General features: G+C 45.5%; 22 protein-coding genes. 18 read left to right on the top strand and 4 right to left on the bottom strand.

The window, feature by feature from the left end; translation table 11 throughout:
* Positions 1–84: 84 nt before the first annotated feature.
* From ACFO8Q_RS08075 to ACFO8Q_RS08090, 4 genes are read left to right on the top strand one after another with little or no spacing between them, the layout of a single operon-like run.
* The gene (locus ACFO8Q_RS08075) at positions 85–840 is read left to right on the top strand and encodes a lanthionine synthetase LanC family protein (RefSeq protein WP_380025262.1); all 756 of its coding nucleotides are present in this window, start codon (positions 85–87) and stop codon (positions 838–840) included.
* The gene (locus ACFO8Q_RS08080) at positions 831–3,038 is read left to right on the top strand and encodes a peptidase domain-containing ABC transporter (RefSeq protein ID WP_380025263.1); all 2,208 of its coding nucleotides are present in this window, start codon (positions 831–833) and stop codon (positions 3,036–3,038) included. Before ACFO8Q_RS08075 ends, ACFO8Q_RS08080 begins: the two co-directional genes overlap by 10 nt.
* Entirely contained in the window at positions 3,038–3,562 is a 525-nt protein-coding gene (locus ACFO8Q_RS08085) for a TlpA family protein disulfide reductase (RefSeq protein WP_380025264.1), read from the top strand. The genes ACFO8Q_RS08080 and ACFO8Q_RS08085 overlap by 1 nt, the downstream gene beginning before the upstream one ends.
* Positions 3,559–4,017 (top strand): vitamin K epoxide reductase family protein, encoded by a 459-nt coding sequence (locus tag ACFO8Q_RS08090; protein WP_380025265.1) that lies wholly within the window; start codon positions 3,559–3,561, stop codon positions 4,015–4,017. Before ACFO8Q_RS08085 ends, ACFO8Q_RS08090 begins: the two co-directional genes overlap by 4 nt.
* Positions 4,018–4,178: 161 nt before the next feature.
* Here ACFO8Q_RS08090 and ACFO8Q_RS08095 read toward each other — a convergent pair whose 3' ends face one another.
* Complete coding sequence (locus ACFO8Q_RS08095) at positions 4,179–5,426, bottom strand: IS110 family RNA-guided transposase (RefSeq protein WP_380025266.1); 1,248 nt, start codon at positions 5,424–5,426, stop codon at positions 4,179–4,181.
* Positions 5,427–5,725: 299 nt separating this feature from the next.
* Between ACFO8Q_RS08095 and ACFO8Q_RS08100 the strand changes: the two genes are divergently transcribed.
* The 7 genes from ACFO8Q_RS08100 to ACFO8Q_RS08130 all read left to right on the top strand — a co-directional run bounded on the left by ACFO8Q_RS08100 (position 5,726) and on the right by ACFO8Q_RS08130 (position 12,132).
* The gene (locus tag ACFO8Q_RS08100; protein ID WP_380025267.1) at positions 5,726–6,646 is read left to right on the top strand and encodes an ABC transporter ATP-binding protein; all 921 of its coding nucleotides are present in this window, start codon (positions 5,726–5,728) and stop codon (positions 6,644–6,646) included.
* Positions 6,646–7,371, top strand: a complete 726-nt coding sequence (locus ACFO8Q_RS08105) for an ABC transporter permease (protein ID WP_380025268.1) — start codon at positions 6,646–6,648, stop codon at positions 7,369–7,371. The genes ACFO8Q_RS08100 and ACFO8Q_RS08105 overlap by 1 nt, the downstream gene beginning before the upstream one ends.
* 22 nt (positions 7,372–7,393) lie before the next feature.
* On the top strand, positions 7,394–8,137 hold the full coding sequence (locus tag ACFO8Q_RS08110) for an ABC transporter permease (protein ID WP_380025269.1): 744 nt from the start codon (positions 7,394–7,396) through the stop codon (positions 8,135–8,137).
* Between the two features lie 266 nt (positions 8,138–8,403).
* A complete protein-coding gene (locus ACFO8Q_RS08115) occupies positions 8,404–9,291 on the top strand; it encodes an oxidoreductase (RefSeq protein WP_380025270.1) in 888 nt (295 codons plus the stop codon).
* A 15-nt stretch (positions 9,292–9,306) separates the two neighbouring features.
* The gene (locus ACFO8Q_RS08120) at positions 9,307–9,678 is read left to right on the top strand and encodes a VOC family protein (RefSeq protein ID WP_380025271.1); all 372 of its coding nucleotides are present in this window, start codon (positions 9,307–9,309) and stop codon (positions 9,676–9,678) included.
* Between the two features lie 37 nt (positions 9,679–9,715).
* On the top strand, positions 9,716–10,504 hold the full coding sequence (gene phnC, locus ACFO8Q_RS08125; RefSeq protein WP_380025272.1) for a phosphonate ABC transporter ATP-binding protein: 789 nt from the start codon (positions 9,716–9,718) through the stop codon (positions 10,502–10,504).
* Between the two features lie 47 nt (positions 10,505–10,551).
* Positions 10,552–12,132 (top strand): bifunctional metallophosphatase/5'-nucleotidase, encoded by a 1,581-nt coding sequence (locus tag ACFO8Q_RS08130; RefSeq protein WP_380025302.1) that lies wholly within the window; start codon positions 10,552–10,554, stop codon positions 12,130–12,132.
* A 69-nt stretch (positions 12,133–12,201) separates the two neighbouring features.
* Here the strand turns inward: ACFO8Q_RS08130 and ACFO8Q_RS08135 are convergent, their stop codons facing one another.
* A complete protein-coding gene (locus tag ACFO8Q_RS08135) occupies positions 12,202–12,648 on the bottom strand; it encodes a DUF2935 domain-containing protein (protein WP_380025273.1) in 447 nt (148 codons plus the stop codon).
* A 156-nt stretch (positions 12,649–12,804) separates the two neighbouring features.
* On the opposite strand from ACFO8Q_RS08135, the gene ACFO8Q_RS08140 reads away from it, so the two are divergent.
* From ACFO8Q_RS08140 to ACFO8Q_RS08165, 6 genes are all read left to right on the top strand, one after another.
* Positions 12,805–13,251: a VOC family protein gene (locus ACFO8Q_RS08140; protein ID WP_380025274.1), complete on the top strand. Its 447-nt coding sequence runs from the start codon at positions 12,805–12,807 to the stop codon at positions 13,249–13,251.
* A 39-nt stretch (positions 13,252–13,290) separates the two neighbouring features.
* Positions 13,291–13,485 carry a hypothetical protein gene (locus tag ACFO8Q_RS08145; RefSeq protein WP_380025275.1) on the top strand — a complete coding sequence of 65 codons (195 nt, stop codon included), beginning with the start codon at positions 13,291–13,293 and terminating at the stop codon, positions 13,483–13,485.
* Positions 13,486–13,570: 85 nt separating this feature from the next.
* Entirely contained in the window at positions 13,571–13,807 is a 237-nt protein-coding gene (locus ACFO8Q_RS08150) for a hypothetical protein (RefSeq protein ID WP_380025276.1), read from the top strand.
* A gap of 142 nt (positions 13,808–13,949) precedes the next feature.
* Entirely contained in the window at positions 13,950–14,666 is a 717-nt protein-coding gene (locus tag ACFO8Q_RS08155) for a TenA family transcriptional regulator (RefSeq protein ID WP_380025277.1), read from the top strand.
* Between the two features lie 56 nt (positions 14,667–14,722).
* A complete protein-coding gene (locus ACFO8Q_RS08160; RefSeq protein WP_380025278.1) occupies positions 14,723–15,301 on the top strand; it encodes a spore coat protein in 579 nt (192 codons plus the stop codon).
* Positions 15,302–15,525: 224 nt separating this feature from the next.
* Positions 15,526–17,439 carry a sensor domain-containing diguanylate cyclase gene (locus ACFO8Q_RS08165; protein ID WP_380025279.1) on the top strand — a complete coding sequence of 638 codons (1,914 nt, stop codon included), beginning with the start codon at positions 15,526–15,528 and terminating at the stop codon, positions 17,437–17,439.
* Between the two features lie 39 nt (positions 17,440–17,478).
* On the opposite strand, the gene ACFO8Q_RS08170 is transcribed toward ACFO8Q_RS08165, so the two are convergent.
* Both ACFO8Q_RS08170 and ACFO8Q_RS08175 read right to left on the bottom strand, forming a co-directional pair.
* Positions 17,479–19,314 carry a diguanylate cyclase gene (locus ACFO8Q_RS08170; RefSeq protein WP_380025280.1) on the bottom strand — a complete coding sequence of 612 codons (1,836 nt, stop codon included), beginning with the start codon at positions 19,312–19,314 and terminating at the stop codon, positions 17,479–17,481.
* Positions 19,315–19,335: 21 nt separating this feature from the next.
* Positions 19,336–19,737 carry a hypothetical protein gene (locus tag ACFO8Q_RS08175; RefSeq protein ID WP_380025281.1) on the bottom strand — a complete coding sequence of 134 codons (402 nt, stop codon included), beginning with the start codon at positions 19,735–19,737 and terminating at the stop codon, positions 19,336–19,338.
* 124 nt (positions 19,738–19,861) lie between these two features.
* On the opposite strand from ACFO8Q_RS08175, the gene ACFO8Q_RS08180 reads away from it, so the two are divergent.
* Positions 19,862–23,698, top strand: coding sequence for a dynamin family protein (locus tag ACFO8Q_RS08180; RefSeq protein ID WP_380025282.1), 3,837 nt, complete (start codon positions 19,862–19,864; stop codon positions 23,696–23,698).
* Positions 23,699–23,707 lie beyond the last annotated feature (9 nt).

The raw sequence follows: 23,707 nt of genomic DNA on the forward strand, positions 1-23,707 counted from the left end.
ATCAATCCTCCTACGTATAGTATCGCTCTTATTTCGGAGGTTGTCCAACTTGATTACGGGGCTTAAGAGTTACGTTTATATGCGATGACTGGTTCATATAAAGCACTTAATATTGGTAAAAAATGCGGAGAACATCTGCTTGCCAGTGCTAAACAACTTGATGTAGGTCTGGGATGGGCATTTGAAGAAGGCGGATTTGAGCCAATTGCAGGACTTTCACACGGGGCTGCCGGAATTGCTTGGGCTTTAATTGAACTTTCATCTGTTACGGGAGATGCTCGTTTTTTGGAAGCAGCTCTCAAATCGATTGATTTTGAAAGAACATTATTTAATCCGGTTGAGGGGAATTGGACTGATCTACGCTTTCAAGAAAAACGCGCTGAATTGGGTTTAGGAACCCCTGTTCAATGGTGCCACGGAGCGGCAGGGATTACCCTTGGTAGGCTGATGGTATCGAAATATTACAGAGATCAAAACATTGAAGAAGAAATTCGGGTGGGTCTTGATACAACAATTCGTGAGGGTTTTGGAGGAAGTCATTGTTTATGCCATGGAGATTTTGGCAACTTGGAAGTACTACTTATTGCTGCTAAGGTTTTAAAGGATCAGAAGTTAAAGGATAAAGCATATGAGTACGGAACGAATACGTTGTTCGAAGCGCGAAGTAAGGGATGGTTTTGTGGGATTCCACAGGAAGAAGAGACTCCCAGTTTAATGCTAGGGCTTTCTGGTATTGGGTTTGGCTTACTTCGTCTTTCCAACCCTGAGCGTGTACCTCCAGTCGTAGTTTTAGGAGCTCCGCAACTAAAGGAGGAAAGGGTCCTTCGATTATGGATTTAAAAAGAGAGTCAATAAAACCAAAAGGATACTCTAAATGTTTACGGGTACCATTTATTGAACAGATGGAACAATCTGAATGTGGTTTATGTTGTCTGGCAATGGTTTTAGCCTACTACAAAAGGCATGTGTCTCTCTCGGAGTTACGTGAACGGGGGGGTGGGGGTCGTGATGGAACCAATCTACTTTCTTTGCGTAATATTGCTAATTCACTAGGGATGGAAAGTGAAGGCCGAAGGATTCCTTGGGATAGGCTTCATGAAATTCGATTGCCTGCAATATTGCACTGGGATAAAAAACATTATGTCGTTTTGGAAAAGTTGAAATCCGGAAAGGCCTTGATTCTCGATCCGGCTGTTGGGAGAAGAATTATCAATATAGATGAGTTGAAGGAACTTTATTCTGGTGTTGTTCTTCTTTGTGTTCCAGGGTCAAATTTTGTTAGAAGCAAGTTGAAAAGTGTTTGGATACAATATTTAAAATTGTTGTTTAGTGAGCCTTGGTTAGTTATTTCACTTATCGTCTGGTCGTTGTGGATTCAATTTCTTACAATTTTAACTCCAATGATCACTCAATATCTCGTTGATATGGTGATGATCCCAAAGGAAGTTGGTCTGTTGGGGGGGATCGCCGTTGGTATGGGATGTTTACTGGTTGCTCAGATTTTTTTTACCTTTTTGCGAGCAAGATTTCTTGTCACGTTTCAAATTGCTCTAGATTGGCAACTAATGAGCCGGTTCTTTGGCCACTTATTAAGGTTGCCTTATCAGTTTTTTCAATTGAGAACAAGTGGGGATTTGATTTTAAGAGCCAACAGCAACATGATTGTTCGGGAGGTTCTGTCAACCCGGACCGTAACTGCTATGTTAGATGGTGGACTCGTGCTCTTCTTCTTGTTCTACATGTTAAAGCAATCACCTATGATGACGAGTTGGATTGTAGCAATCGGTGCCTCGCAGGTAACTATTCTGGCTGTTACAAACTCATGGTTAAAGCGTTTATCACAAGAAGAAATCCTCTGGCAGACGGCTGCAACGAGCTTTTTGACAGAGGTCTTACATGGAATTTCTTTGGTTAAGTCGGAAGGGGCCGAGCAACTGACTTATGACAGATGGTCGCAGTTGTTCCAAAACCAGTTAAAGGCTGCTCGTAAAAGAGGGTATATATCTGCTAATGTGGATACTATTATTAATACCCATAAATATGCAACACCGCTTTTATTGCTTTGGCTCGGGGCACAACAAGTTGTATCAGGACAGATGACACTAGGGGCTATGTTTGCCTTCTATACATTGGCTCTTTCATTTCTTAATCCACTAACTTCCTTGGTGTCAACAATTAACCAGATGGTGATCGTTGGTGCGTATTTAAATCGAATTATGGATATTAACGAATCAAAGCCAGAACAGAATCAGAATGAAGTCATTAGACCAGAACGATTAGAAGGGAAAATTGAACTTCGAAACGTAAGCTTTCGATACCACAAATTTAGCCCTGAAGTGATCAGAAACGTGTCACTAACAGTTTTACCAGGACAAAAGATAGCACTTGTCGGTGCCTCAGGTTCAGGAAAAAGTACACTTGCAAGTCTGTTATTGGGTCTTTATATGCCAACTGAGGGGACTATTTTATATGATGGGCAGGACTTAAGCACCTTAGATAAACCTGCACTCCGTAACCAGATAGGGGTTGTAATGCAGAATACGTTTCTTTTTAGCCGGTCCATTCGTCATAATATCGCGCTGCATGATCCGGAAATGCCATTTGAGAGAATCGTCAAAGCAGCAAGCATCGCTGAAATTCATCATGAAATTATGAGACTGCCTATGAAGTATGAGACCGTCATTTCGGAGATGGGCTCGAATATTTCTGGCGGTCAGAGACAAAGGATTGCCTTGGCGAGGGCACTGGCTCATCAACCAGCCATTCTTTTGCTTGATGAAGCGACAAGTGCTCTTGATACAGTGACAGAAAAAAGGATTGATGAAAACTTATCCAACTTACATTGTACTCGAGTGGTCATTGCCCATAGATTGAGTACAATTATCAATTCTGATCTCATTATTGTTGTTCATGATGGTCAAATTGTAGAGAAAGGTACTCACGAGGAATTAGTATGTTTAAATGAACGCTACGCTCGTTTTTACCAAACCAAAGTTCAGGAAGAGGAAGAAATAGAACGGAATTTGGAGGTAATGTGATGAAAAAGATTAAGAAATGGATTCTTCTTTTTATTGTGGCTGCTATTCCAATCGCAGGGATATGGGCGGCGAAAAATCCCAAGATACTAGTGGAGGCATTCGTAGATTTAGGAGGATTAAAGAAAGGAGACATTTTTCCAACCATCTCTGGTCACGATGTTGAGGGGACGCCGCTAAGTTTCGACCTGTTTAAAGGAAAGAAATATATTGTGATGATGGGAAAAATAGATTGCGGCGTATGTCAAAGTAGTTATCCAACTTTGGAGAAGTGGAAAGAGAGGTATCCTGATATCCCTTTTGTGATGGTAGGCAAGGGAGGCAAGGAGGAATACGCAAAAGTAAAGCAGAAACATCACTTCCAGTTTCCAATTCTGGATGCAGATGAAGAAATTCAGGCTGCTTTGAAGATGAAAGTCTTTCCAGTATTCTACGTGGTTGATCAATCAGGGAAAGTAGCCAAACGAATGAACGGATTTAATGCAGACGAATTTAACGATTTGATTAAGAAGGTGAGAGAATTATGATGCGTAAGAAAAGTCTCGTCCTAATCATTCAGGGATTGGCAGTTGTAGGGATTGTAATTTCTTTTTACTTGTTTCTGTCAAAGCTATCAAGTCAGTTTTTCTGTCCTGTTGGAGATTGTCAGACTGTAAATAACAGTGAATTTGCACAGATAGGGCCTATCCCAGTTTCTCTAATGGGAGTGTTCTTCTATATAGCAATTAGTGTATTGCTAGAGATTAAGAAACGTCTGGATAAGCGTGTCTTCGAACTCGTGGTTAGAAGCGTATTAATTGTTGGACTGCTTTTCTCCTTGTACCTCACGGTGGTTGAACTCGCAGTACTTCATGCAGTTTGTATGTGGTGTGTATTATCGTTTTTCCTTGTTATTTTGATGAATCTTTTATACTGGATTGATGCAATTAAAAAAAGATTATTAATTTCGGATAATGCGAAAAGAATGTCAGAGCTTTTGTGAACTGGGCTCTTAAGGGGAACGGAATTAAACTATGGTTGACGGAGGAATTTAAGTCTGAAACCATCAGCTAACGCACAGAACAAAGTAAAAGAGCATGCCAAATAAGCCGTACACAAGACGACTAAATGGTAAATTATGTATTACTGATAGGAGGAAGGAAATCAGGTTGCAACCGTCATAATTCGGTACCCCTGAGCTTGTGCCAATAAAATCGCTTGTTCTACCGTGATTTCACGGTTTACTGGACGAACATCGGATGTTTTATACAAATCGGGGTTGTAGGGTTCTTTATTCTTCAAGATATGGTAGATGGCCGTTAACAGCATTCGCGCAATCGCAATAATGGCGCGTTTGTGGCCTCTGCGCTTCTTCAGTTGCAAGTAACGGTTTCGGATTTCGGGATGTTTCTCGCTTTTGACTACAGCGGTTGCACACTGTACCAAAAGGGGCTTGATGTAGCAGCCGGCTCTCGAAATCCTTACTGACTTTTTCTTGCCGGCACTCTCGTTGTTAGTGGGTGTTAGTCCTGCCCAGGAGCACAAATGTTTGGCTGTCGGGAACACGTCCATATTCACACCGATCTCCGAAACCACGGCAATGGCGGAAAACAGGTTTTTGAAGGACGGAACAGTCAAGATCAAGTTGATTTCTTCGGAGTAGGACTCGGCAAGGGAAAGAATAATGGCTTCCAGGTCCGCTTTGCGGGATTCTAGGTCTTCGTAGTGTTGTTTAATGACCTTGATTGTTCCGGCTTGTTCTGGCGTAATCGCTCCTTCAATCGCGAGTTCCAATTCAGGAAGTTTCCCTTTCATGGAGCCGTGAATGAGCGGTTCGATGTCAAAAGACGTATCGAGCGGATTGTCCAGCAGCTTGTCAATGATATTCATGGAGCTTTTGCCGAACGTATCGGAAACGACATTTCCAAGCTGAATGTTCGAAACCGTCAAGCTATTTTGGAGCCGATTTTTCTCACTCGACGAAAAGTTCGTCAGCTTAAAGCGGTAGCGCATCAGGTCGCGCAGCTGCCGGATCGGCAAGGGAGGCATAAAGCTTCCCGCAACAAGGTCGTGCTTGAACAGATCGGCAATCCATTGGGCGTCCTTTTTGTCCGTCTTCTTGCCGCGAATAGCCTTAACGTATTTGGGGTGAGCCAGCGTGATGTTGCAGGAATGTTCCAGAATGTTGAACACGGGAATCCAGTATTTCCCGGTGGATTCCATACAAACATCCTTGCAGTCATTCTCACAAAGCCACTGTGACAGCTCATTCAGTCCTTTGGTAAAGGCTGAAAAGCGATGGCGTTTGTAAGTTGTGACGCCTTGGCTGTTGGTGGAAGCGATACAGGCCACGATAAAGGTTTTGTGAACGTCAATTCCACAACAGACGGGGTAGACAATTTTTAAAGCCATAGGGTATCTCCTTTCCATGATATACAGGGATAGTCAGCATTGACTGATTGCCCAGCTATAAACGAGTTGTTTATACAAAGATAAGTCTGCGTGCTCGAAGCGACACTTATTTGTGCTTGGAAAGGCAATCTACACATATAATCATGCGGTCACCTCATAAATGGGGCGGCCCACTCACCTCCACGTGATTTGTAGTGTACTGGTATCCCTGTAACTTAAGAATATAAAAAAATCACTCAAGGCTAAACGGTTTCATTCCGTTTTGTGCCTTGAGCGAAGCGAAAGGAATGGCAATAATCATGAACGAAGCTGTAGATGTTCTGATCCATACGAAAGATTTGACCAAAAAATTTGGACAACAGATTTCAGTTGACCGTATAAACCTTGAGATAAGAAGAGGGCAGATTTATGGATTTCTTGGTCCGAATGGGGCTGGTAAGACCACAACTATTCGGATGCTACTTGGTTTGATGAAACCGTCGACGGGGAGTGTCCGTATTTTTGGTAAGTCTTTAGAGGAAGATCGGATTGAGATTTTGAGTAAGGTAGGTTCACTTGTGGAATCGCCTTCTTATTATCGTAATCTTACCGGATATGAAAACCTTGAAGCGACCCGTCAGCTAATTGGAGCAAGCAAGTCAGAGATTGAGCGAGTTCTGGACATTGTTCGCTTAGAGGAAGTGGCACATCAACTTGTAAAGGGTTATTCGTTGGGGATGAGGCAGAGACTCGGAATCGCGTTGGCGCTTCTTGGAAATCCAGAATTACTGATCTTGGATGAACCAACCAACGGACTTGATCCGGCTGGAATTCATGAGATTCGAGAACTGATCAAAAGATTGCCACAGGAATATGGATTAACAGTTTTAATTTCAAGTCACAATCTTAATGAGATTGAATTGATTGCAACTCATGTTGGAATCATTCAGAAAGGAAAAATGATCTTTCAAGGAACGATCCAAGAATTACAAGAACGCAGTCAGCCTGTCCTACAAATACAGGTTGATCAACCGGAGGAAGCCAGTCAATTTTTAAGGGAATCAGGAATTGCTGTTATCCGTCAAGGGGATGTTCTTCACATTGTAGGTCATGAAAAAGATGCGGGATCATTGAATAAAATACTTATTCACGCTGGATATGAAGTTTCACGCTTATATCTACAAACACGTTCCCTGGAAGATATTTTCCTCGAATTGACGGGTGGGGAGGGAACACTTTGATGAGTTTTTTCCGAGTGTTACAAGTTGAGTGTCTCAAATTGAAAAGAAGCAAAATTTTCCTCCTTGTATTGCTAGGACCATTTCTGATTCTTTCTATGCAATTTCTCAATTTTACCCTTCGTTATAACCTTCTAGTTAAGCCGGGTAAATCTGAATGGTGGGAATTTATTCAAGAAGTCGGGTCCTTTTGGGGCGTATTGGTTTTGCCAATAATTGTGGCGATTGTTGCAGGAATGATTAATGCTGTTGAGCATTCAAGCAATGCTTGGAAGTATGTATTGACGATGCCGATAAAACGTCGAACAATTTATTTAGGGAAACTGCTATTAACGTTTCTTTTGTCAGTTAGCAGTTCCATAATTCTTACTATTGGTCTGGTTATAACCGGAAAGGCACTTGGATTCAAGGAAGCAATCCCTTGGGGCAAGATAGGAGAGCTTTTCTTGTATCCATTACTTGGAATTATAGCAATCAGTGCAATTCAGGTATGGCTAAGTACCCGACTTCACAATTTTTCAATTGCTGTGGGAATAGGGATTGGAAGTGTTGTAATATCTTTATTTATGTCGCAATCGATGTATACGCACTGGTTCCCTTGGGTTTATCCCTTCATGACAGCACCTATTGAAGATAATCAACCAACTTTTTATAGTATTGTATCGGTATGTGTTGGGATTGCTATGACCTTATTAGGAATGTGGGAATTTGAAAGACGTGATGTTTAGCTAGAGGGGAGGAAATCAAGTAATGATACGCTTTATACGTGCTCTCAAAGTAGAATTTTTCAAGTTAAAACGATCTTTTGCGTGGTGGTTTGTGATTCTAGCTCCTTTACTCATGGTATTAAATGGAGCCAGTAACTTCAACCGGTTTCAATCTCTTTTCCTTGCTGGAGGAGGTGCTTGGCTGAAACTTCAAGTACAAATAGTTTTGTGGTACAGCATCTTATTACTGCCGCTGTCAATTGGGGTACTGAGTATGTTACTTAATAGAATGGAGCACTCAGAAAACTCTTGGAAACATCTCTTGGCATTACCGATACCACGAAGTATTGTATATCTAGCAAAGTTGACAAATCAGTTGATTTTAACAGGAATTTCACTTTTAATTCTGGCTATTGGTATTTTTGTTTCCGGTTTTATGTTGGGGATTTCAGATCCAGTACCATACTCCTCGATTTTAAAAGGTATTGTCACTGGATGGGTAGCTTGTTGGCCTATCGTTGCGATTCAATTTTGGTTAAGTATTCGATTTCCGGGAATCGGAGTACCAATGGGGTTTAGTGCGGCCACCGCGATTTCAGGAGTGTTATTAACACAGTCGAAGTACGGGAAGTTTTATTTATGGTCGTATCCAGCATTGAGCATGCTTCCATCCGACCAAGGAATACAAGTTCTTACCTCTATTTATCTATTCGTTGTTTCTCTTGGGATGTTTGTTGTTTGTACATCATTTGGACTCTGGGAGTTTAATGGACGGGATATTCAATAAGTAAGAGACTTTTGTAACTTGGCGTATATGAACAAGAAGTTACTTGTAGGCACATATCAGGTGTGCTGGTGGCCTTGCCGTTGCAGTGCCCTATGGTGAAACCCCCAGACTCAGACACAAACTCCAATCAACTCATGCACCTAACCCCGGAGACAAATCCCGCCGAAAAGCCTATTCCTTTGCGAATGGGCTTCTAGTTTTCTTCAAACAATTAAAATGTTATGATCTGTGGTGAGAAGAGTTAATTTCTGGGAGGGGGGCTTCCCGTGGCATCAAAAGCTCGAGCACTGCCAATCGCCTTTCTTACGGGAACTTCAAGCGGATTTGGCTTATTGACCAGTGTGGCTCTTGCGAAGGAAGGCTATCAGGTAATCGCTTCAATGAGAAATCTCGAAAAGCGAAGCGGTTTGGAAGAGGCTGCTCACCAAGCGGGGGTTGCGGATCGAATTGAGATTGTGGAATTGGATGTAACCGATTTTTCAGCGATAGATCGAGTGATGGAAGATATGCTGGCTCGCTATGGCAGGATCGACCTGCTAATTAACAATGCGGGCTACGCTCAGGGCGGGTTTATAGAAGAGGTTTCAATGGAAGACTGGAGATGCCAGTTTGAGACGAATTTTTTTGGAGTGGTCGCGGTAACGAAAGCTGTGCTGCCTTCCATGCGGGAACGAGGCAGCGGGACGATCGTAAATATAAGCAGTATCAGCGGACAAATCGGGATGCCAGTGATAGGTCCGTATGCGGCATCGAAGTTTGCATTGGAAGGGTTTAGCGAATCGCTTCGGCTCGAAGTGCTGCCCTTTGGGGTTCGGGTGATTCTGGTGGAGCCGGGCTCGTATAAAACCGAAATCTGGTCGAAAGGGTTCGAGTCGGTCAGTATGGATCCGGATTCCCCTTATTCGGATTACAAGAAGCGGATGCTGAAGAAAGTCAATCGTATTGTCGAGAGAGCAGGAGATCCTAATGAGGTGGTTAAGACCATCCTGCATGCGGTGAGGTCTCCGTATCCGGAGCTTCGTTATCCGGTGGGAAAAGCGGTCAAGACACAGATTCGACTCAAGCAGCTGATTCCTTGGAAGTGGATCGAAAAAAAGGTGGCCAGTCAATTTGGGTTTTCCGTACCGAATGGGAAATCAAGCTGGCATCAGTGAAATGGAGGTTCGAAGATGGCGCTTTTTTCAAGAATCGATACGGTAATCCTTCGGGTCAAAAATATTAAAAAAGCTCGCCAATGGTATCAAGAAGTCCTGGAATTGAACCCTACATATGCGGGAGACTCAGATCATAGAATCGTAGTGTTTCGAGTGGGGGAAGAAACTCCGCTGACGATCTACGAATTGCATTCGGATGAAGTGAGGCCGGCAAAGCGGTTCTCCACCACATATCCGATCCTCTTTGTGGAAGATATAGAAGCAACTCATGCCAAGCTGAAAAGCCGAGGGGTTGAAGTAGAGGAACTTCAGGATGACGGCTCTGTAAAGTTTTTTGGATTTTACGATCCGGACGGCAATCGTCTGGAAGCTTGCCATTGGGAATAATAAGGAAAAGAAAACCTTGAAGAAAGTGGGTTGCGGAATGATTGAGTTCAAGCATGTTTCAAAAGTATATCCGAACGGGACTGTCGGACTGGACAATATCAATCTGACCATTCAGAAAGGTGAGTTTGTTGTAATAGTAGGGTTGTCAGGTGCGGGAAAATCGACGCTGCTGCGTTCCATCAATCGCCTGCATGATATTACGGAAGGGGAGATTCTGATTGACGGCAAATCGATTACGGCTGCCAAGGGCCAGGAACTCCGTCATATCCGCCGTGATATCGGGATGATCTTCCAGAACTTTAACTTGGTCAAACGTTCGACTGTTGTCCGGAATGTTTTGTCGGGTCGGGTTGGATACCATTCTACTATGCGGACGTTATTGGGCTTATTCCCTAAAGAAGATGTTGAATTGGCGATGCGGGCTCTGGAGCGGGTCAATATCCGGGAAAAAGCGTACGAGCGCGCGGACCGGTTATCTGGAGGACAGCAACAGCGGGTATCGATTGCCCGGGCGTTAGCCCAAGAGCCGAAGATTATTCTGGCGGACGAGCCTGTGGCCTCCCTGGATCCCCTTACAACGAAACAAGTCATGGATGACCTGAAGCGAATCAATCAGGATTTGGGGATTACCACGGTAGTCAATCTTCACTTTGTGGACCTGGCTCGCGAATATGCAACACGAATTATTGGAATGCGAACGGGGAAGGTGGTCTTTGACGGTCCTGTCGAGGCAGCTGCCGACGAGATATTTGCTGATATCTATGGCCGCCCGATTAAAAAGGACGAGCTGTTGGGAGTAGAGAAGGAGCCAACGCTGGCATATTAGAGATGTCAATTTTCAGACAGTCCCACAGGAGGAATTTGGCAATGGATATGACAAAAACCAAACGGGTGGAAGTAGCCATTCTGGAAACAAGTGACGTCCACGGCCATATTCTGCCCATCCACTACGCGAACAATCAGCCGAATGAAGTTGGGCTTGCGAAAATCGGTACACTTATCAAGAAACTTCGACAACAGCATGCCAATACAATCACGGTTGATAACGGGGATCTCATTCAAGGGACCCCATTGTCTTACTACCATGCCCGAATCGACAACAAACCGGTCGATCCTTTGGTATTGGTCTTGAATCATCTGAAGTACGATGCGGCGGTCTTCGGAAACCATGAATTCAATTATGGGCAGGATGTACTCAAAAAAGCGGTTGCGGAATCGGAGTTCCCCTGGCTTTCCGCGAACATCACCAAAAGCGGGACGGAAGAACCTTATTACGGGAAACCGTACGTAATCAAGGAGCTTCCGTGTGGGGTTAAGGTGGGGATTTTGGGTTTAACGACCCAGTACATACCGAACTGGGAGAATCCGAATCATATTCAGGGAATCGATTTTCTTGATGCGGTGGAGACAGCAAAGAGATGGGTACCCATTTTGCGTGAACAGGAAAAAGCCGATCTGGTGATTGTCTCCTACCACGGCGGGTTTGAACGGGATGTGGAAACAGGGGAGCCGACTGAACAAATAACGGGTGAAAATCAGGGATATCAGCTTTGTATGGAAGTTCCGGGAATTGATGTATTGTTGACAGGTCACCAGCATCGTTCCCTAGCGGGCAAGAAAATCAACGGGGTAGTGATCGCGCAGCCGAGCCACCAGGCAAGGCATCTGGCCAAGGTTACGGTTGCCCTGGAAAACTCGCAGGGGCGTTGGAAAGTTGTCGGGAAAGACTCTGAGCTGCTGTCTGTCGAGGATGTGGCCCCGGACCCAACAATCCTTGAAATGGTCCGACCCTATGAAGAAAAAACTCAAGTATGGTTGGACAAGCCGATCGGGAAAATCAAAGGGGATATGCGGATTCACGATCCGCTGAAAATACGGCTCCGGGACAATGCTTTAATTGAGTTCATCAACAAAGTTCAGATGGAAAACGCAAAGGTTGACATCTCAAACACCGCACTTTTTGACAATGAGTCCCCCGGTTTGAAATCGGATGTTACAATGCGGGACATTGTTGCGAACTACATCTACCCAAATACGCTTCGTGTTTTACGGGTCAAAGGAAAGGATATCAAAGACGCTTTGGAGCAGAGCGCTTCCTATTTTGCAACATATACCGGAGGAGAAATCACCGTCAATCCGTCCTTTACAACCCCGAAACCCCAGCATTACAACTACGACATGTGGGAAGGGATCGAGTACAAACTGAATATCTCCCGCCCTGTCGGGGAGCGGGTTGTGATGCTGCAGTACAAGGGGAAGCCGCTCGATCTGGAGGGCGACTATGAAGTCGTGATGAACAACTACCGGGCAGGTGGAGGGGGCAACTACTTCATGTTCCGGGGAAAAGAGGTCGTTCGGGACGTTCCGACCGATGTCTCCGAATTGATAGCCAATTATATTCTCGAGAGGGGAACGATTGAAGCCACGGTGGATCATAACTGGGAAGTCATCTGAGATTAATGCAACAGGATGTGTCAAGTTCATACAGAGTCAAGGCCACATCCTGTTGTCCGTGAACCGGTTTCAGGGGACAAGGGGGACATGGCTTCGCGGATAGACCAAAACTTGCACCGCACCGATGAAATATTCCGATTCACGCCGGATATGGTTAATCACTACATTAATTACCGGATTGGCTTTAATCGGGGCACTCATTGTCTGCAATTGATTCAGAAACTCTATAAATTGCAGGCTTTGCTCCAGGGCCATCCGAGTCAGGTTTACAATTTCCGTATGCATCAAAGGAGTCGCAATTCCCCCGCCACGAACCAGACTTTCCGTATATCTCTGACTCATTCCTTGCATGCCGGCAAACGCTACTCCCCACGCTTTTAACTGTTCTGCAAATTGGGGTTCCAGATTGGGAGCCAATTGTTGTATGACAACAGTATGTTCCGATTCCTGCTGTTTCCAGAAATCAATTTCATCAAGCACCCGCAGATCCATGTAGTGGCCATATGCAAAAAACATTGTTGTCTCTCCCTTCAAAATCGTCAAACTATGGTATTCGTTTAAATGCCTATGGGAGTAAGTCTATTGTAAAAATGGGCGGTTCCGAAAAGTGAATTCGTTCTGGCAGGAAGCGTTGGACAGGGGTACAATGAGGTTACAAAAGGAGGCGTTCCCTTGCTGATCAAACCCTTGCATGTTAATGTAATAGTGAAGGATCTGGACGAAATGCTTGACTTCTACCGCAATGTATTGGGGTTTGAAGTGATGGTGGAATCGGAGATTGCAAATGAAGCATTCTGCCAAGGCGTGGGACTTCCTGATGCTTCGGTCAAAATGGCTCATCTGCGGCTGCCGGGATCCGATTTTCGGGTGGAAATGTTTCAATACAACAATCTCGTACCGAATCCGCAATCGGCCGATTGGCTGAATCAGCAAGGATATCGGCATATTGCCTTCCAAGTTCACGATCTTGAGCAAGCATACCAGGAATTGATGAACCAGGGGGTACCGTTTGTTTCTCCGCCTTTGTTGGTGACGGAGTCCGGCTATGCAGCGGGAGTCCGTTTTTGTTGTTTGCGGGATCCGGAAGGAAATCTGATCGAACTGATTCAGAGACCTTGATGCGATAACGATCTCAAAGGTAAGGAAGGAAAATGTTCAATGTCTAAATCGGGATTTGTTCTGACCTGCAAATTAGAGGACGGTACGGAAGTGGCGGCTGAATTTGCCGATATTAACGACCGGGACGGATGCGATATCTCGTTGGGAATGTATCGGGCGAATTTGGGACCGATTACGAGCGAAGTATGGGAGAAAATGGTCGGGAAATTTAACGGTACATTTCTGCACGAATGAGGGGGTACCCTAACCGCAAGCACTCAAAGAGCACAAGTCGGCCCAAGGTACCCGAGGTGCCGGGGCCCGCTAAGGAGGGTACGATATGCAAGAAAATCCTGAAAAAGATCTGCAATGGCTGGAAGAACATAAGGACGAACTGAAGCAGGAAATTGCGAATATCAAAGCAGCAGTCAAATCCACAAGCGGGGATGAAAAGCGGTTTGTCCCGTTGGCGGTTAACACGGAAGACGGGATCTCCTCAAACTATAACGCAAGTCTCCCGGGCACACCGAAATCATTAACCGGCTTCGACACAAAAGGAATGCAGCGATTGGATTAGCAGGGAGGGGCATGAGCCTCTCCTTCCTTTTTTGGTCGGTAGGAAATTATAAAATTTGTCCTATTCTGTTCTTACTCCCGAAAATATTATAGAATAATCTTTTGGCAGCACTTGTTAGTGAAGTAAAAGGAGAGAACCAAATATGGAAAAATTGATGTTTCGTACATATGAAGAAGTAGAAAGCGCAGTTTACGAAAAGGTTCGGGAGCGGATACTCAACGGTCGCTTTCTCACTACGCTGTTAAACGGGGAGTTCACTGAAGCCCAAATCAGGGAATTTGCCCTGCAATACAGTTATTACAGCCGGAATTTCCCGAGAGTCCTCGGAGCCGCGATCGCGGCTATGGAACCGCTTGACAAATGGTGGGTTTCGATCGCCGACAATCTTTGGGATGAAGCGGGACGGGGCAATCCGAAAGGCTACCATTCCCGGTTGTTCAGAACTTTTTTGGAAACGGCCGCGCCCGATGTAGAGATCAGTGAGGAACATGTTCCGCATGTTCCTGTTGCTCCTGCTCCAAAGCAAGCGGTGGACACGTTTATCGGATTTTTGCGGAGCGCAACCCCACTGCAAGCGATGGCGGCAGTTGGACTGGGATCGGAACTGTTTGCCGGAGAAGTGATGGGGCTAATCGGCCAAGGATTGAAGCACCCGAATTATAACAAGACGCGAAAATTGAACGTAACGTTCTGGATAGCTCATGCGGATTCACACGAACCGCGTCATTATCAGCTTTGTAAAGATATTTTGGTTGGATTTACAGATCCGGAAGATCTGGAAACGATGTATCGAGCAGGCGTAGCCATGGCGATGTCAGAGGCCGATTTCTATGACGGGATTTACGACTCCATCGTATAACATCTGGAGATCTGGGGCACTCTAGCGCAGGAGGAATTCAGCAAAGGAGTGTTACTATGCCGTTTGGTGCACATGAAACAATGGAAGTTCATGAGATTCTGTCCGAGAAGAAAGGCATGATTGAACATTTTTCGATGTATGAGCAGCAGTGCCAAGATCCGAATCTGCGGGAAATGCTGCACCGCCACATTCAATCGGCAATCCAGGGGTACAACCAGTTGATTTCTTACACGCATGATTACCAAACAGCACAAGCGAAAATGATGCCGATGCATGCAGCCCATAATCATGATATTCGGTATGGACTCCACAACCCTTCGCCCACTGCTCCGCAAATGGGAACCGCGCGGATGAATGATCAATCGATTGCGGGGTCAGTGCTCAGTGCCCATAAAAATTCCGCCAAGAATCAAATGAGTGCAGCCCTGGAATGTGCGGACCCCAACGTACGTCAGATGCTGGTGAACGGTTCTGTGATGTGCGCGAATGAGGCCTACGAAGTGTTCAACTATATGAACCATCGCGGATGGTATCAAGTTCCCACAATGAATGATCATACTGCCAAGACGATGCTGCATCATTACCAACCGATCCCGCAGGGGACTATGGGCGGAATGGGAACGGATATGATGTAAGATGTTAGCAGCACGGGATCAGCCGGAATAACTGGCTGATCCAATTTTTGGGAACTTCAGCGGAATCGGGCGTTATCATGGCCCCGAGGGCTCTAAAGCAAAATTTTGTAATTTTACAGAAATCTGGTCTAGAAATATATTTCCTAGACCGATTTTTTGGTATAATATTTTTTAGCTCGAAATAAATTCTCAATTTATGGGATCATGAAAACGAGGGAATAGGCATGCTGAAGATGGTTGAATTGAAGATTATGAATCTTCTTTTTCAGATTTGCGATCAAACCAAGCATGTAGAGCGTCTTCTCCAGAAGGTTATGAGGATTGGAACCGTTGTTCTGGAGGCAAAAGGGGCTTATTTCTTCGTGGCTGAAAAATCGACCGATCAGTTGATTTTAAAAGGCCAATATTCTGTTAAGCAAGATGCAGAGTTTCCTGTTTCCGAAAAAGAGCTGCTTGAAATATGTAACTCTCGTAAAGAATTGTGGATTCAACATGAGGATAGCTTGTTGGTTCCACTTGATGTACACGGAACGCTTAACGCCGTGCTGTGTTTTCGAAGTGTTGCAAGACAACTGGACGGTCAAGCGGCGTCTGTCGTCAATCGGATTGTGAAACGTTTTTCCTCCATGTACAGATATAAGAGAATTCAACAGGATAAAGAAAATTTTCACAAAGCTCTGATTGAAATCTCACAAGTCATCACACAGTCCTATGATTTTGAGGATGTAATCACGGAAGCGATGGAGATGGCCTCCAAAGTAACCGGCGGATTTTGCGGATTAATGCTGGTTAGCAAAGACGAACAGTTCTTGCTTCCAATATATACGTACAGTGTGGCAAAAACAAACACGGAGGAGATTCCATTCCCGCCGCAACCGGGACACGATCAAACCTCTTATATTGCGATCAAGGAACGGAAAGCGGTTTTTGTTGAGGATACCGATTCGGATCCGTTAGCTGACCATAAATTTTGCAAGGAACACGGCATTCGAAGTTACATGACATTGCCTTTGATTGTCCATGACCGCCCGATAGGCGTGTTGTACGTCAATCATTCCCATAAAAGAAGCTTCAACAAGTTAGAGGTTACTTTCTATACGGAATTGGCTCATCAGATTGGGCATGTAATCAACACTCTCCAGGCCAGACAAGAGATTTTGGAAACAAAGCAGATTCAGGATCGTCTGATTGAGATGATGCGAGAAATGTCAAGCAGAACCAGATTGCGGGATGTTCTCAACGATATGGTAGTCAAAACCCATCATCTGTTGGATGAAAAGGTCGGAGTTTCCGTTTGGCTTGCAGACGAATCGAAAAACAAAATCAGGTTGTCCGCTTGGAAAGGCACAAAATTGCGGCTGGATCGGCAAAAAGGGATTGAGTTCTCGCTCGAAGAATTGGGAAACTCCGCGAGCCTGCAGGATCGATATCTGGAACTGGACCATCAGTCCGACATGGCCGCTTTTTTTATCAAATCGGGTGCAGATCTCACCATCGGGACACCTGTTATGGCAGGGAAAGACCTGATCGGGATCCTGTTCCTGCACGCTAAGGAAGGCCACAAATGGTCAGCCCAGGAAAAGCTGACTCTGTCCGCGATTGGAACTCATGCGGGTCCGATCATTCGAAATGGACAATACATTCAATTGCTGGAGAAAGAATCGAAACTGGATGGACTGACGAAGGTTTACAACCGTCAATATTTTGAAAAAATCTATCGGGAATACAGTCACCGGCATATGATTCAGAACAAGCCGTTCTCGATTCTGATGATTGATTTGGATAATTTCAAGCAAATCAATGATCGCTATGGACATCCAGTCGGGGACAAGGTGATGAGAGTGGTGGCCCAGATCCTGCAGGACACGATTCGCCGGGCGGACAAGGTGTTCCGATACGGCGGAGAAGAGTTCTGCATCTTCCTGCCGTGGACCGCAAAAGAGCAGGCGGAGCAGGTTGCGGAACGGATTCGCTTGTCGGTTGAAGAAGCTTCGATTGATCCGCCTGTTACGGTTTCCATCGGAGTTGCCACGTACCTGGATCATTCCATGGACAGCAAAGAGATCCTGGAATTGGCGGATTTGGCTTTGTACCAAGCGAAAAGCAAAGGGAAGAACAGAGTTGTGTGTGCGATGTAAACGCGAAAAGGGGCTGCGGAAATAAATCGCCCAGCCCCTTCACTGTCTGATTTCATCGATGATGGATAGGAAAACATCAACGACAGTCGCATCAAATTGGGTATCTCGTCCCACCTGCAGTTCTTCTACAGCTTGTTCGTGAATCAAAGGGGTTTTTCGATAGGGACGAGTCGAAACAATTGAATGATAAGCATCGGCAACCGCGATGATTTTGGCTCCAAGCGGTATCTGGGAATGTGAGAGACCATGTGGATAGCCTTTAGCGTCAGGTCGTTCATGATGATAAAGAATATAGGGAAGAATTCCTCTAAATTCCTCGACACTGGCAAGAATGTTATATCCAAGTACTGGATGGGTCTTCATGATTTCATATTCTTCGGGTGAAAGAACCCCGTCTTTATGTAATATCGAATCCGGAATTCCTATTTTTCCGATATCGTGCAGCAGGGCAGCTATCGATATTTGCTTGACTTCCTCGTCAGGAAGCCCCAATGTGCTGGCAATTGCGGAACAGTACCTGGAGACTATTTCAGAATGGCTGTGTGTATAGGGATCTTTCACCTCAATAGCTCGGGCGAGTGACACAATGGCAGTAAACAGCCATTTGGAGTCTTTCGTTCGCTTCATGTAGACCTGATTTTTGTAAAGTGCAATTTCGGCTGCCGTAACGACCCGATTTTTTCCCAGGGATTTTGCGGTATACATGGCTTGATCCGCCACATGAACAAGAGATTCTTCATTGGCATCCTTCGGAAAGAGCGCTACGCCAATGCTTAATGTAATCGGATTAACCAAACTGTGACCGCAGTGAATTGCGGCCATTTGCCTGATTCTCTCGGCGGTTTGAACGGCCGTGTTTTGATCGGCATCAGGCATAATGATAACAAACTCTTCCCCTCCATAACGGCAGACAACATCCATCGGGCGAACATTGGATGTAATAACGCTTGCGATCTCCTTCAGAATCTGGTCACCGTAAGTATGGCCCTTGCTGTCATTCAGCATTTTAAAATTATCCACGTCGCAGAAAAGCAACGCCAAGGAATTGCCGTAGCTGCGGCTTTGCTTCATAAACTTGTCTAGCTGTTGTCTGAAAAAGGCACTGTTATAGACACCGGTCAGAGAGTCCGTAACGCTTTTCTGATAGCGATCCTCCAGGTTATACACCATCTTATTGAAGGCGGTTGCGACTTCGTTTATTTCCTGGCTCGAATTCAGCTTTAATGCCTGATAGGACCCACCCCGTTCAACCGTGACTGCAGCTTCCCGCAAAGCCATTAAAGGAAGAACAAGTAATTTTTTGATAATTAACCACAAAAGACCTAACAGCAGTAAGGTAGTGGTGGCTCCAACCAGAATCGTCTGCCGAATGCGGTTCCATATCAATACGTTTTCTTGCGAAGCATCAAGCAGAAGTTCGATTGCCCCAATGGTATTTCCGTCTTCCTTAAGTGGAGCCATAAGGCGAACTTTAGCGATTTCGTCTCCGTCATTAAACATGCGCGAGACCAATGTCTGGTTTAGCCCCAAGTACGGGAGATATTCGGACGGAGATTGTTGGCCGATGGCCTTTCGGTCGGTCGATGCCAAAATTACATAACTCGAGCCCCGTTTTGCGTGCAGGGTCAATTTTATGACATTCGGATCCTTATGCCGAATATAGTCAAAAATTTGCTGTACATCGTCGATGGAATGTTTTTCTTCGTACCGTCCGTTGATGGCGATTGTAATTCCCTTTAACTGCCGGACATATGTCTCTTCCACAGCGTGACGCAAACTGTATGTATCAAAAAATACGATAACCGACATTGTGAGAACGATTACGATTGCAAACATGATCACAATTTTATTCTGTAAGCTCAATCTCTGTAACACAGTGATTCTCCCGTCGGGTGCTTATTTGATTTCAAATTCGACCGTTCTCTGTACATCATAAGGCGTATGATCGTTGTTGTGAAGTGAAACCTTTAAAGTATGTATTCCTGGAGTCAGTCCCGTTAAAACATTTGTAATATCGGTGACACCTTGCTTTTCACCGTTATCAAGATACATGTGAATATGTCCTTCTCCTGCGACTTTTTCTTTTCCGTAGTGTTCCTTCGATATCTTAAGATCAGTTTTGATTTCTACTGCTGCTTGTTTGCCGGATGTTTTTACTTCTACCTCCAGTTTCGGTTTTTTTTCTTGGTCTGCATTTGATGAATGATCATGGACCGATGCTATTGTTGAGGTGTTTTGATTGCTGCAGCCTGATGTGATCAGAACACACAGAAGTAGTGAAATATACCAGAGATTCATGATTCTCGCTCCTCATGAAGAATTAAACAGGGTTAACATGATTATATAATGGAACTAATGGAAAGTGATAGGCATTACATGCTAAAATGAAGTTTAAAAGTAAACATCAGGGGATCTGGTAGAGATGAAGTTGACTGAGATTCAAACACAACCGGTTACCACTAGCGCACTGCACGGGAAACTGGAACAATTGCAAAACGTTTTCAGGCAAACCGGGGATGCCGAGAACACTCGAAAAATCAAACAACTGCTTGAGAAGTTAGAGAAACACACATTCATTCTTGCGCTTTGCGGGCACTTTTCGGCCGGGAAGTCGAGTATGATCAACCGCTTGATGGGGAGTCAAGTTCTGCCTTCGAGTCCCATTCCAACAAGCGCAAATGTGGTGACGATAGAGAACGGGCCTTCTCAGGCTCAGGTATGGCGCAGGGATGGATCGTTTTTTTCCATGCCGTTGTCTGAACTTGATACGCTGCGGGAATATGCTGTAAACGGGGAAGAGATTGAGACAATCCGGATTCAGCATCCGACCGGTTTTCTGCCTGAGCGTGTACAGGTTATGGATACTCCCGGCATCGATTCCACCGATGACGCTCACCGAGTAGCAACGGAAAGCGCACTGCATTTGGCCGATATCGTTTTGTATGTGATGGACTATAATCATGTGCAATCCGAGGTAAACTTCGGTTTTACCAAGACGTTAAAGGATCGTGGAAAAGCGGTCTGGTTGGTTGTGAACCAAATTGACAAGCACAACGAGTTTGAGCTTCCGTTTTCCGGGTACTCGCGGAGTGTCAGGGAATCATTTGCCGCTTGGGGCATAGAGCCGGATGCGATTTTTTATACCTCGTTAAAAGAAAGTGAACATCCGCTAAATCAGTTTGAGGCGCTGCAAGAAGCTCTACAAGGACTGATGGTTCATAGGGAATCTTTGCTGCACCGGAGTATTGTACAATCAGCCCTGCATCTGATCGAGGAGCATGTCCAAATCCAATCATCCAAAAAAGCGTTGGAGCGAAGCGAGTATTTCGAAATCCTGAAGGAAGCGGTCGCTGATTCGGAACCGGATGTAAAGTTCAGTGCAGAGCATTGTCGGGAACGTGTTTTGAAGCTGCAAAACGAGATCGAACAGCTTGAATCGCTGCCCGGGCGGTTACAGGAAGAAATGCAGGGCGGGCTTCAATCACTGATCGAGAATGCGACCTTGACACCATTTCAGACTACAGAATTGTGCGGCACCTACTTGGAAAGCAGACGGCCCGGATTTCGGGTGGGGCTGTTGTTTGCAGGCAATAAGACCGAACAAGAGAGGGAAAGACGGCTTACAGAACTGCATGCTGATTTTGCGGCAAAAGTGACGGCCAACCTGGATTGGCATTTCAAAGATTTGCTCGTAAAGATTCCTGAACAGCATGGAATTCATGATGAAGAATATGCGAATGCAGTTTATAACCTGAAAATCGAGATTACGCCCCAAATGCTGGCGGGATGGGTCAAAGACGGGGCGTTGGCTTCCCGCGAGTATATGTATCAGTATGCAAAAGATATTGCATCCGAGGTGAAAAGCTTATACCGCCGGACGGCAGCGGAATTTATAGAAAGGGCCGTGGATGTGGCGAAAACAGTTCTTACCGATTCCATCCTTGAGTTGAAACACCGGCTGGAAAAGGAAAAACGGTACCTGAGTGCCGCGGAAGGTTTGGAAGAGCTGGATCTGCAGGAAAACGCATACCGAAACGAATTAACTCAACCGCTTGAACAAGAACAGGAAGCTTCGGGTGAACTTGCCAGACTGTATGTGGTGGAACAATCGATCGAAGAGATTAAAGCAGACTGGGATAAAACGGATGTGACACAGACAGATCTCTTATCAAACACTTCAAATAAAGTTGAAACTGGGGCCGACACCCCCGTGAATACGGGGTTTACTCTACCGGGCCAAACGGCCGATTCCGGGCAACAGAATTTTAAAACGGAACTTGGAAAGGCGGCAGGGAAACTGCGGGAAGCTGCCGATTTGACAGCAAACATTCCGGGGCTTCAGTCGATTGCCTCTCACATGGTGGAACGGGCCAAGCGCCTGGAACAGAATCTGTTCACCGTTGCTTTATTCGGTGCATTCTCCGCAGGCAAATCATCGTTTGCCAATGCGATGATGGGGGATCTGGTGCTGCCGGTTTCACCCAATCCGACAACTGCGACGATCAACAAAATACTGCCGCCTGCCGCCGAGTGGACCCATGGCACGGTTCGGGTCAAAATTAAGTCGAGAGCAGATATTATGACCGATATCAAGGGGTCATTAGCCGTTTTCGGAGTTCGGATGGAGACCCAAGCGGTGCCGGAGGACGGAGAACTTGACGAGTTTTTTGCTGAGGCGCTCCAACTGATTTCCAAGTTGGATCCGGAAGAAATTCCGCCTAATGCAAAACCCCATTTTTCATTCCTGAAAGCGGTGGAGAAAGGATTCCCAGACATTCACGCCTCCTTTGGTGAGGAAGTAAGGGTGGATCTCGACACTTTCCGTGACTATGTTGCACGGGAAGAGAAGGCTTGTTTTGTGGAATGGATTGAGCTGTATTACGATTGTCCGTTAACAAGACAAGGGATCATGCTGATCGATACTCCGGGTGCCGATTCGATCAACGCCCGTCATACGAAAGTGGCGTTTGACTATATTAAAAATGCGGATGCGGTACTGTTTGTCACCTATTACAACCATGCTTTCTCCAACGCCGACCGGGAGTTCCTGATTCAACTCGGCAGGGTAAAAGATGCGTTTGAGATGGACAAGATGTTCTTTCTGGTAAATGCGGCCGATCTGGCAGCCGATGAAGAAGAACTTGCGGGTGTAGTCTCTCACGTCCGTAAGAATCTGATTTCGTGCGGAATCTCGATGCCGCGAATCTATCCGGTTTCGAGCCAGATGGCATTACTGGCCCGTCTTGCCGGAAAAGGAATCCTGCCTGCCAACGCCGAGCGAGTGTACCGGAAATTAACAGGAACATTGGAAGAGGATTCGCTTCCTTCGCCGGTGGATGTTGTAGAGCAATCCGGAATTCAAGCATTTGAGCAGGAATTTATCTCTTTTACCATTGAGGAACTGACACAAGTGGCCGTTCAATCGGCGATGGCGGAGATAGGACGAGCTGCGTTGAATCTCCAGGAATTTATCGAAACGGCTAAAGAAGGGGAATCGGTACGGAGCCAGAAACGCGCTTCTTTGCAAAATTCTCTCGAACAGGCACTGCTTCAGATTGAGAAAGCGGAAACCGATTCGGAATTGAAGGGCATTGAAAAAGAAGTTGACGAATTGATTTATTATGTAAAGAAAAGGGTGTTTCTCCGTTATTCGGATGCTTACAATGAATCCTTCAGTTCGTCGGTTCTGCGGGATGATGTTCGGGACATAAAGAAGGTTCTTATGAACTGTCTGCAGGACCTGCTTCGTTTCCTTGCATTTGATTTGGGACAGGAAATGCGTGCTACAGCGGTACGAGTGGAGAAGTTGGTGAACCGCAGTGCCGGGCGGATCTGTGAAAGATTGACTGACTCAGTCAAGGATCATTTGCCAGGCTGTAAGCTGGAATCCTATCAGTCCACTTCGTTCCCAACGCCCGATTTTCCGGAGGATCTGCCGTTAGCAGGAGCGGAACGTTTGACAGGTGTCCTGTCGCTGTATAAAAACGCAAAGGATTTCTTTGAACGGGACATCAAATCGAAGCTGCGCGAAGAGTTGGCAAAACAGTTGCAAGAACCGGTGGATTCTTATCTTGCGGAAGGAACGCGGATCCTAACGAGAACGTATGCAGAGGCATTTACCGGGTTGGTAGAGCAAGTGAAGGGTCATGCTCAAACCCAGATCAACGAGTATACCCATGGAATCATTGCCGCATTGTCAATGCAGGTCAACGTTCAGAAACTGGAACGGGTAAAAGAACGTTTGGAACAATTGAGATAAGAATAAAGG

This window comes from Effusibacillus consociatus (assembly GCF_042652925.1).
Classification (GTDB): Bacteria; Bacillota; Bacilli; order Tumebacillales; family Effusibacillaceae; genus Effusibacillus; species Effusibacillus consociatus.

Bases quoted from the DNA above. Each gene is read 5' to 3' on its own strand.
- ACFO8Q_RS08080 (WP_380025263.1), top strand. From the start codon at position 831: ATGGATTTAAAAAGAGAGTCAATAAAACCAAAAGGATACTCTAAATGT.
- ACFO8Q_RS08100 (WP_380025267.1), top strand. From the start codon at position 5,726: ATGAACGAAGCTGTAGATGTTCTGATCCATACGAAAGATTTGACCAAA.
- ACFO8Q_RS08085 (WP_380025264.1), top strand. From the start codon at position 3,038: ATGAAAAAGATTAAGAAATGGATTCTTCTTTTTATTGTGGCTGCTATT.
- ACFO8Q_RS08145 (WP_380025275.1), top strand. From the start codon at position 13,291: ATGTCTAAATCGGGATTTGTTCTGACCTGCAAATTAGAGGACGGTACG.
- ACFO8Q_RS08180 (WP_380025282.1), top strand. From the start codon at position 19,862: ATGAAGTTGACTGAGATTCAAACACAACCGGTTACCACTAGCGCACTG.
- ACFO8Q_RS08105 (WP_380025268.1), top strand. From the start codon at position 6,646: ATGAGTTTTTTCCGAGTGTTACAAGTTGAGTGTCTCAAATTGAAAAGA.
- ACFO8Q_RS08150 (WP_380025276.1), top strand. From the start codon at position 13,571: ATGCAAGAAAATCCTGAAAAAGATCTGCAATGGCTGGAAGAACATAAG.
- ACFO8Q_RS08095 (WP_380025266.1), bottom strand. From the start codon at position 5,426: ATGGCTTTAAAAATTGTCTACCCCGTCTGTTGTGGAATTGACGTTCAC.
- ACFO8Q_RS08165 (WP_380025279.1), top strand. From the start codon at position 15,526: ATGCTGAAGATGGTTGAATTGAAGATTATGAATCTTCTTTTTCAGATT.
- ACFO8Q_RS08175 (WP_380025281.1), bottom strand. From the start codon at position 19,737: ATGAATCTCTGGTATATTTCACTACTTCTGTGTGTTCTGATCACATCA.
- ACFO8Q_RS08075 (WP_380025262.1), top strand. From the start codon at position 85: ATGACTGGTTCATATAAAGCACTTAATATTGGTAAAAAATGCGGAGAA.
- ACFO8Q_RS08135 (WP_380025273.1), bottom strand. From the start codon at position 12,648: ATGTTTTTTGCATATGGCCACTACATGGATCTGCGGGTGCTTGATGAA.
- ACFO8Q_RS08155 (WP_380025277.1), top strand. From the start codon at position 13,950: ATGGAAAAATTGATGTTTCGTACATATGAAGAAGTAGAAAGCGCAGTT.
- ACFO8Q_RS08120 (WP_380025271.1), top strand. From the start codon at position 9,307: ATGGCGCTTTTTTCAAGAATCGATACGGTAATCCTTCGGGTCAAAAAT.
- ACFO8Q_RS08160 (WP_380025278.1), top strand. From the start codon at position 14,723: ATGCCGTTTGGTGCACATGAAACAATGGAAGTTCATGAGATTCTGTCC.
- ACFO8Q_RS08130 (WP_380025302.1), top strand. From the start codon at position 10,552: ATGACAAAAACCAAACGGGTGGAAGTAGCCATTCTGGAAACAAGTGAC.
- phnC (WP_380025272.1), top strand. From the start codon at position 9,716: ATGATTGAGTTCAAGCATGTTTCAAAAGTATATCCGAACGGGACTGTC.
- ACFO8Q_RS08110 (WP_380025269.1), top strand. From the start codon at position 7,394: ATGATACGCTTTATACGTGCTCTCAAAGTAGAATTTTTCAAGTTAAAA.
- ACFO8Q_RS08090 (WP_380025265.1), top strand. From the start codon at position 3,559: ATGATGCGTAAGAAAAGTCTCGTCCTAATCATTCAGGGATTGGCAGTT.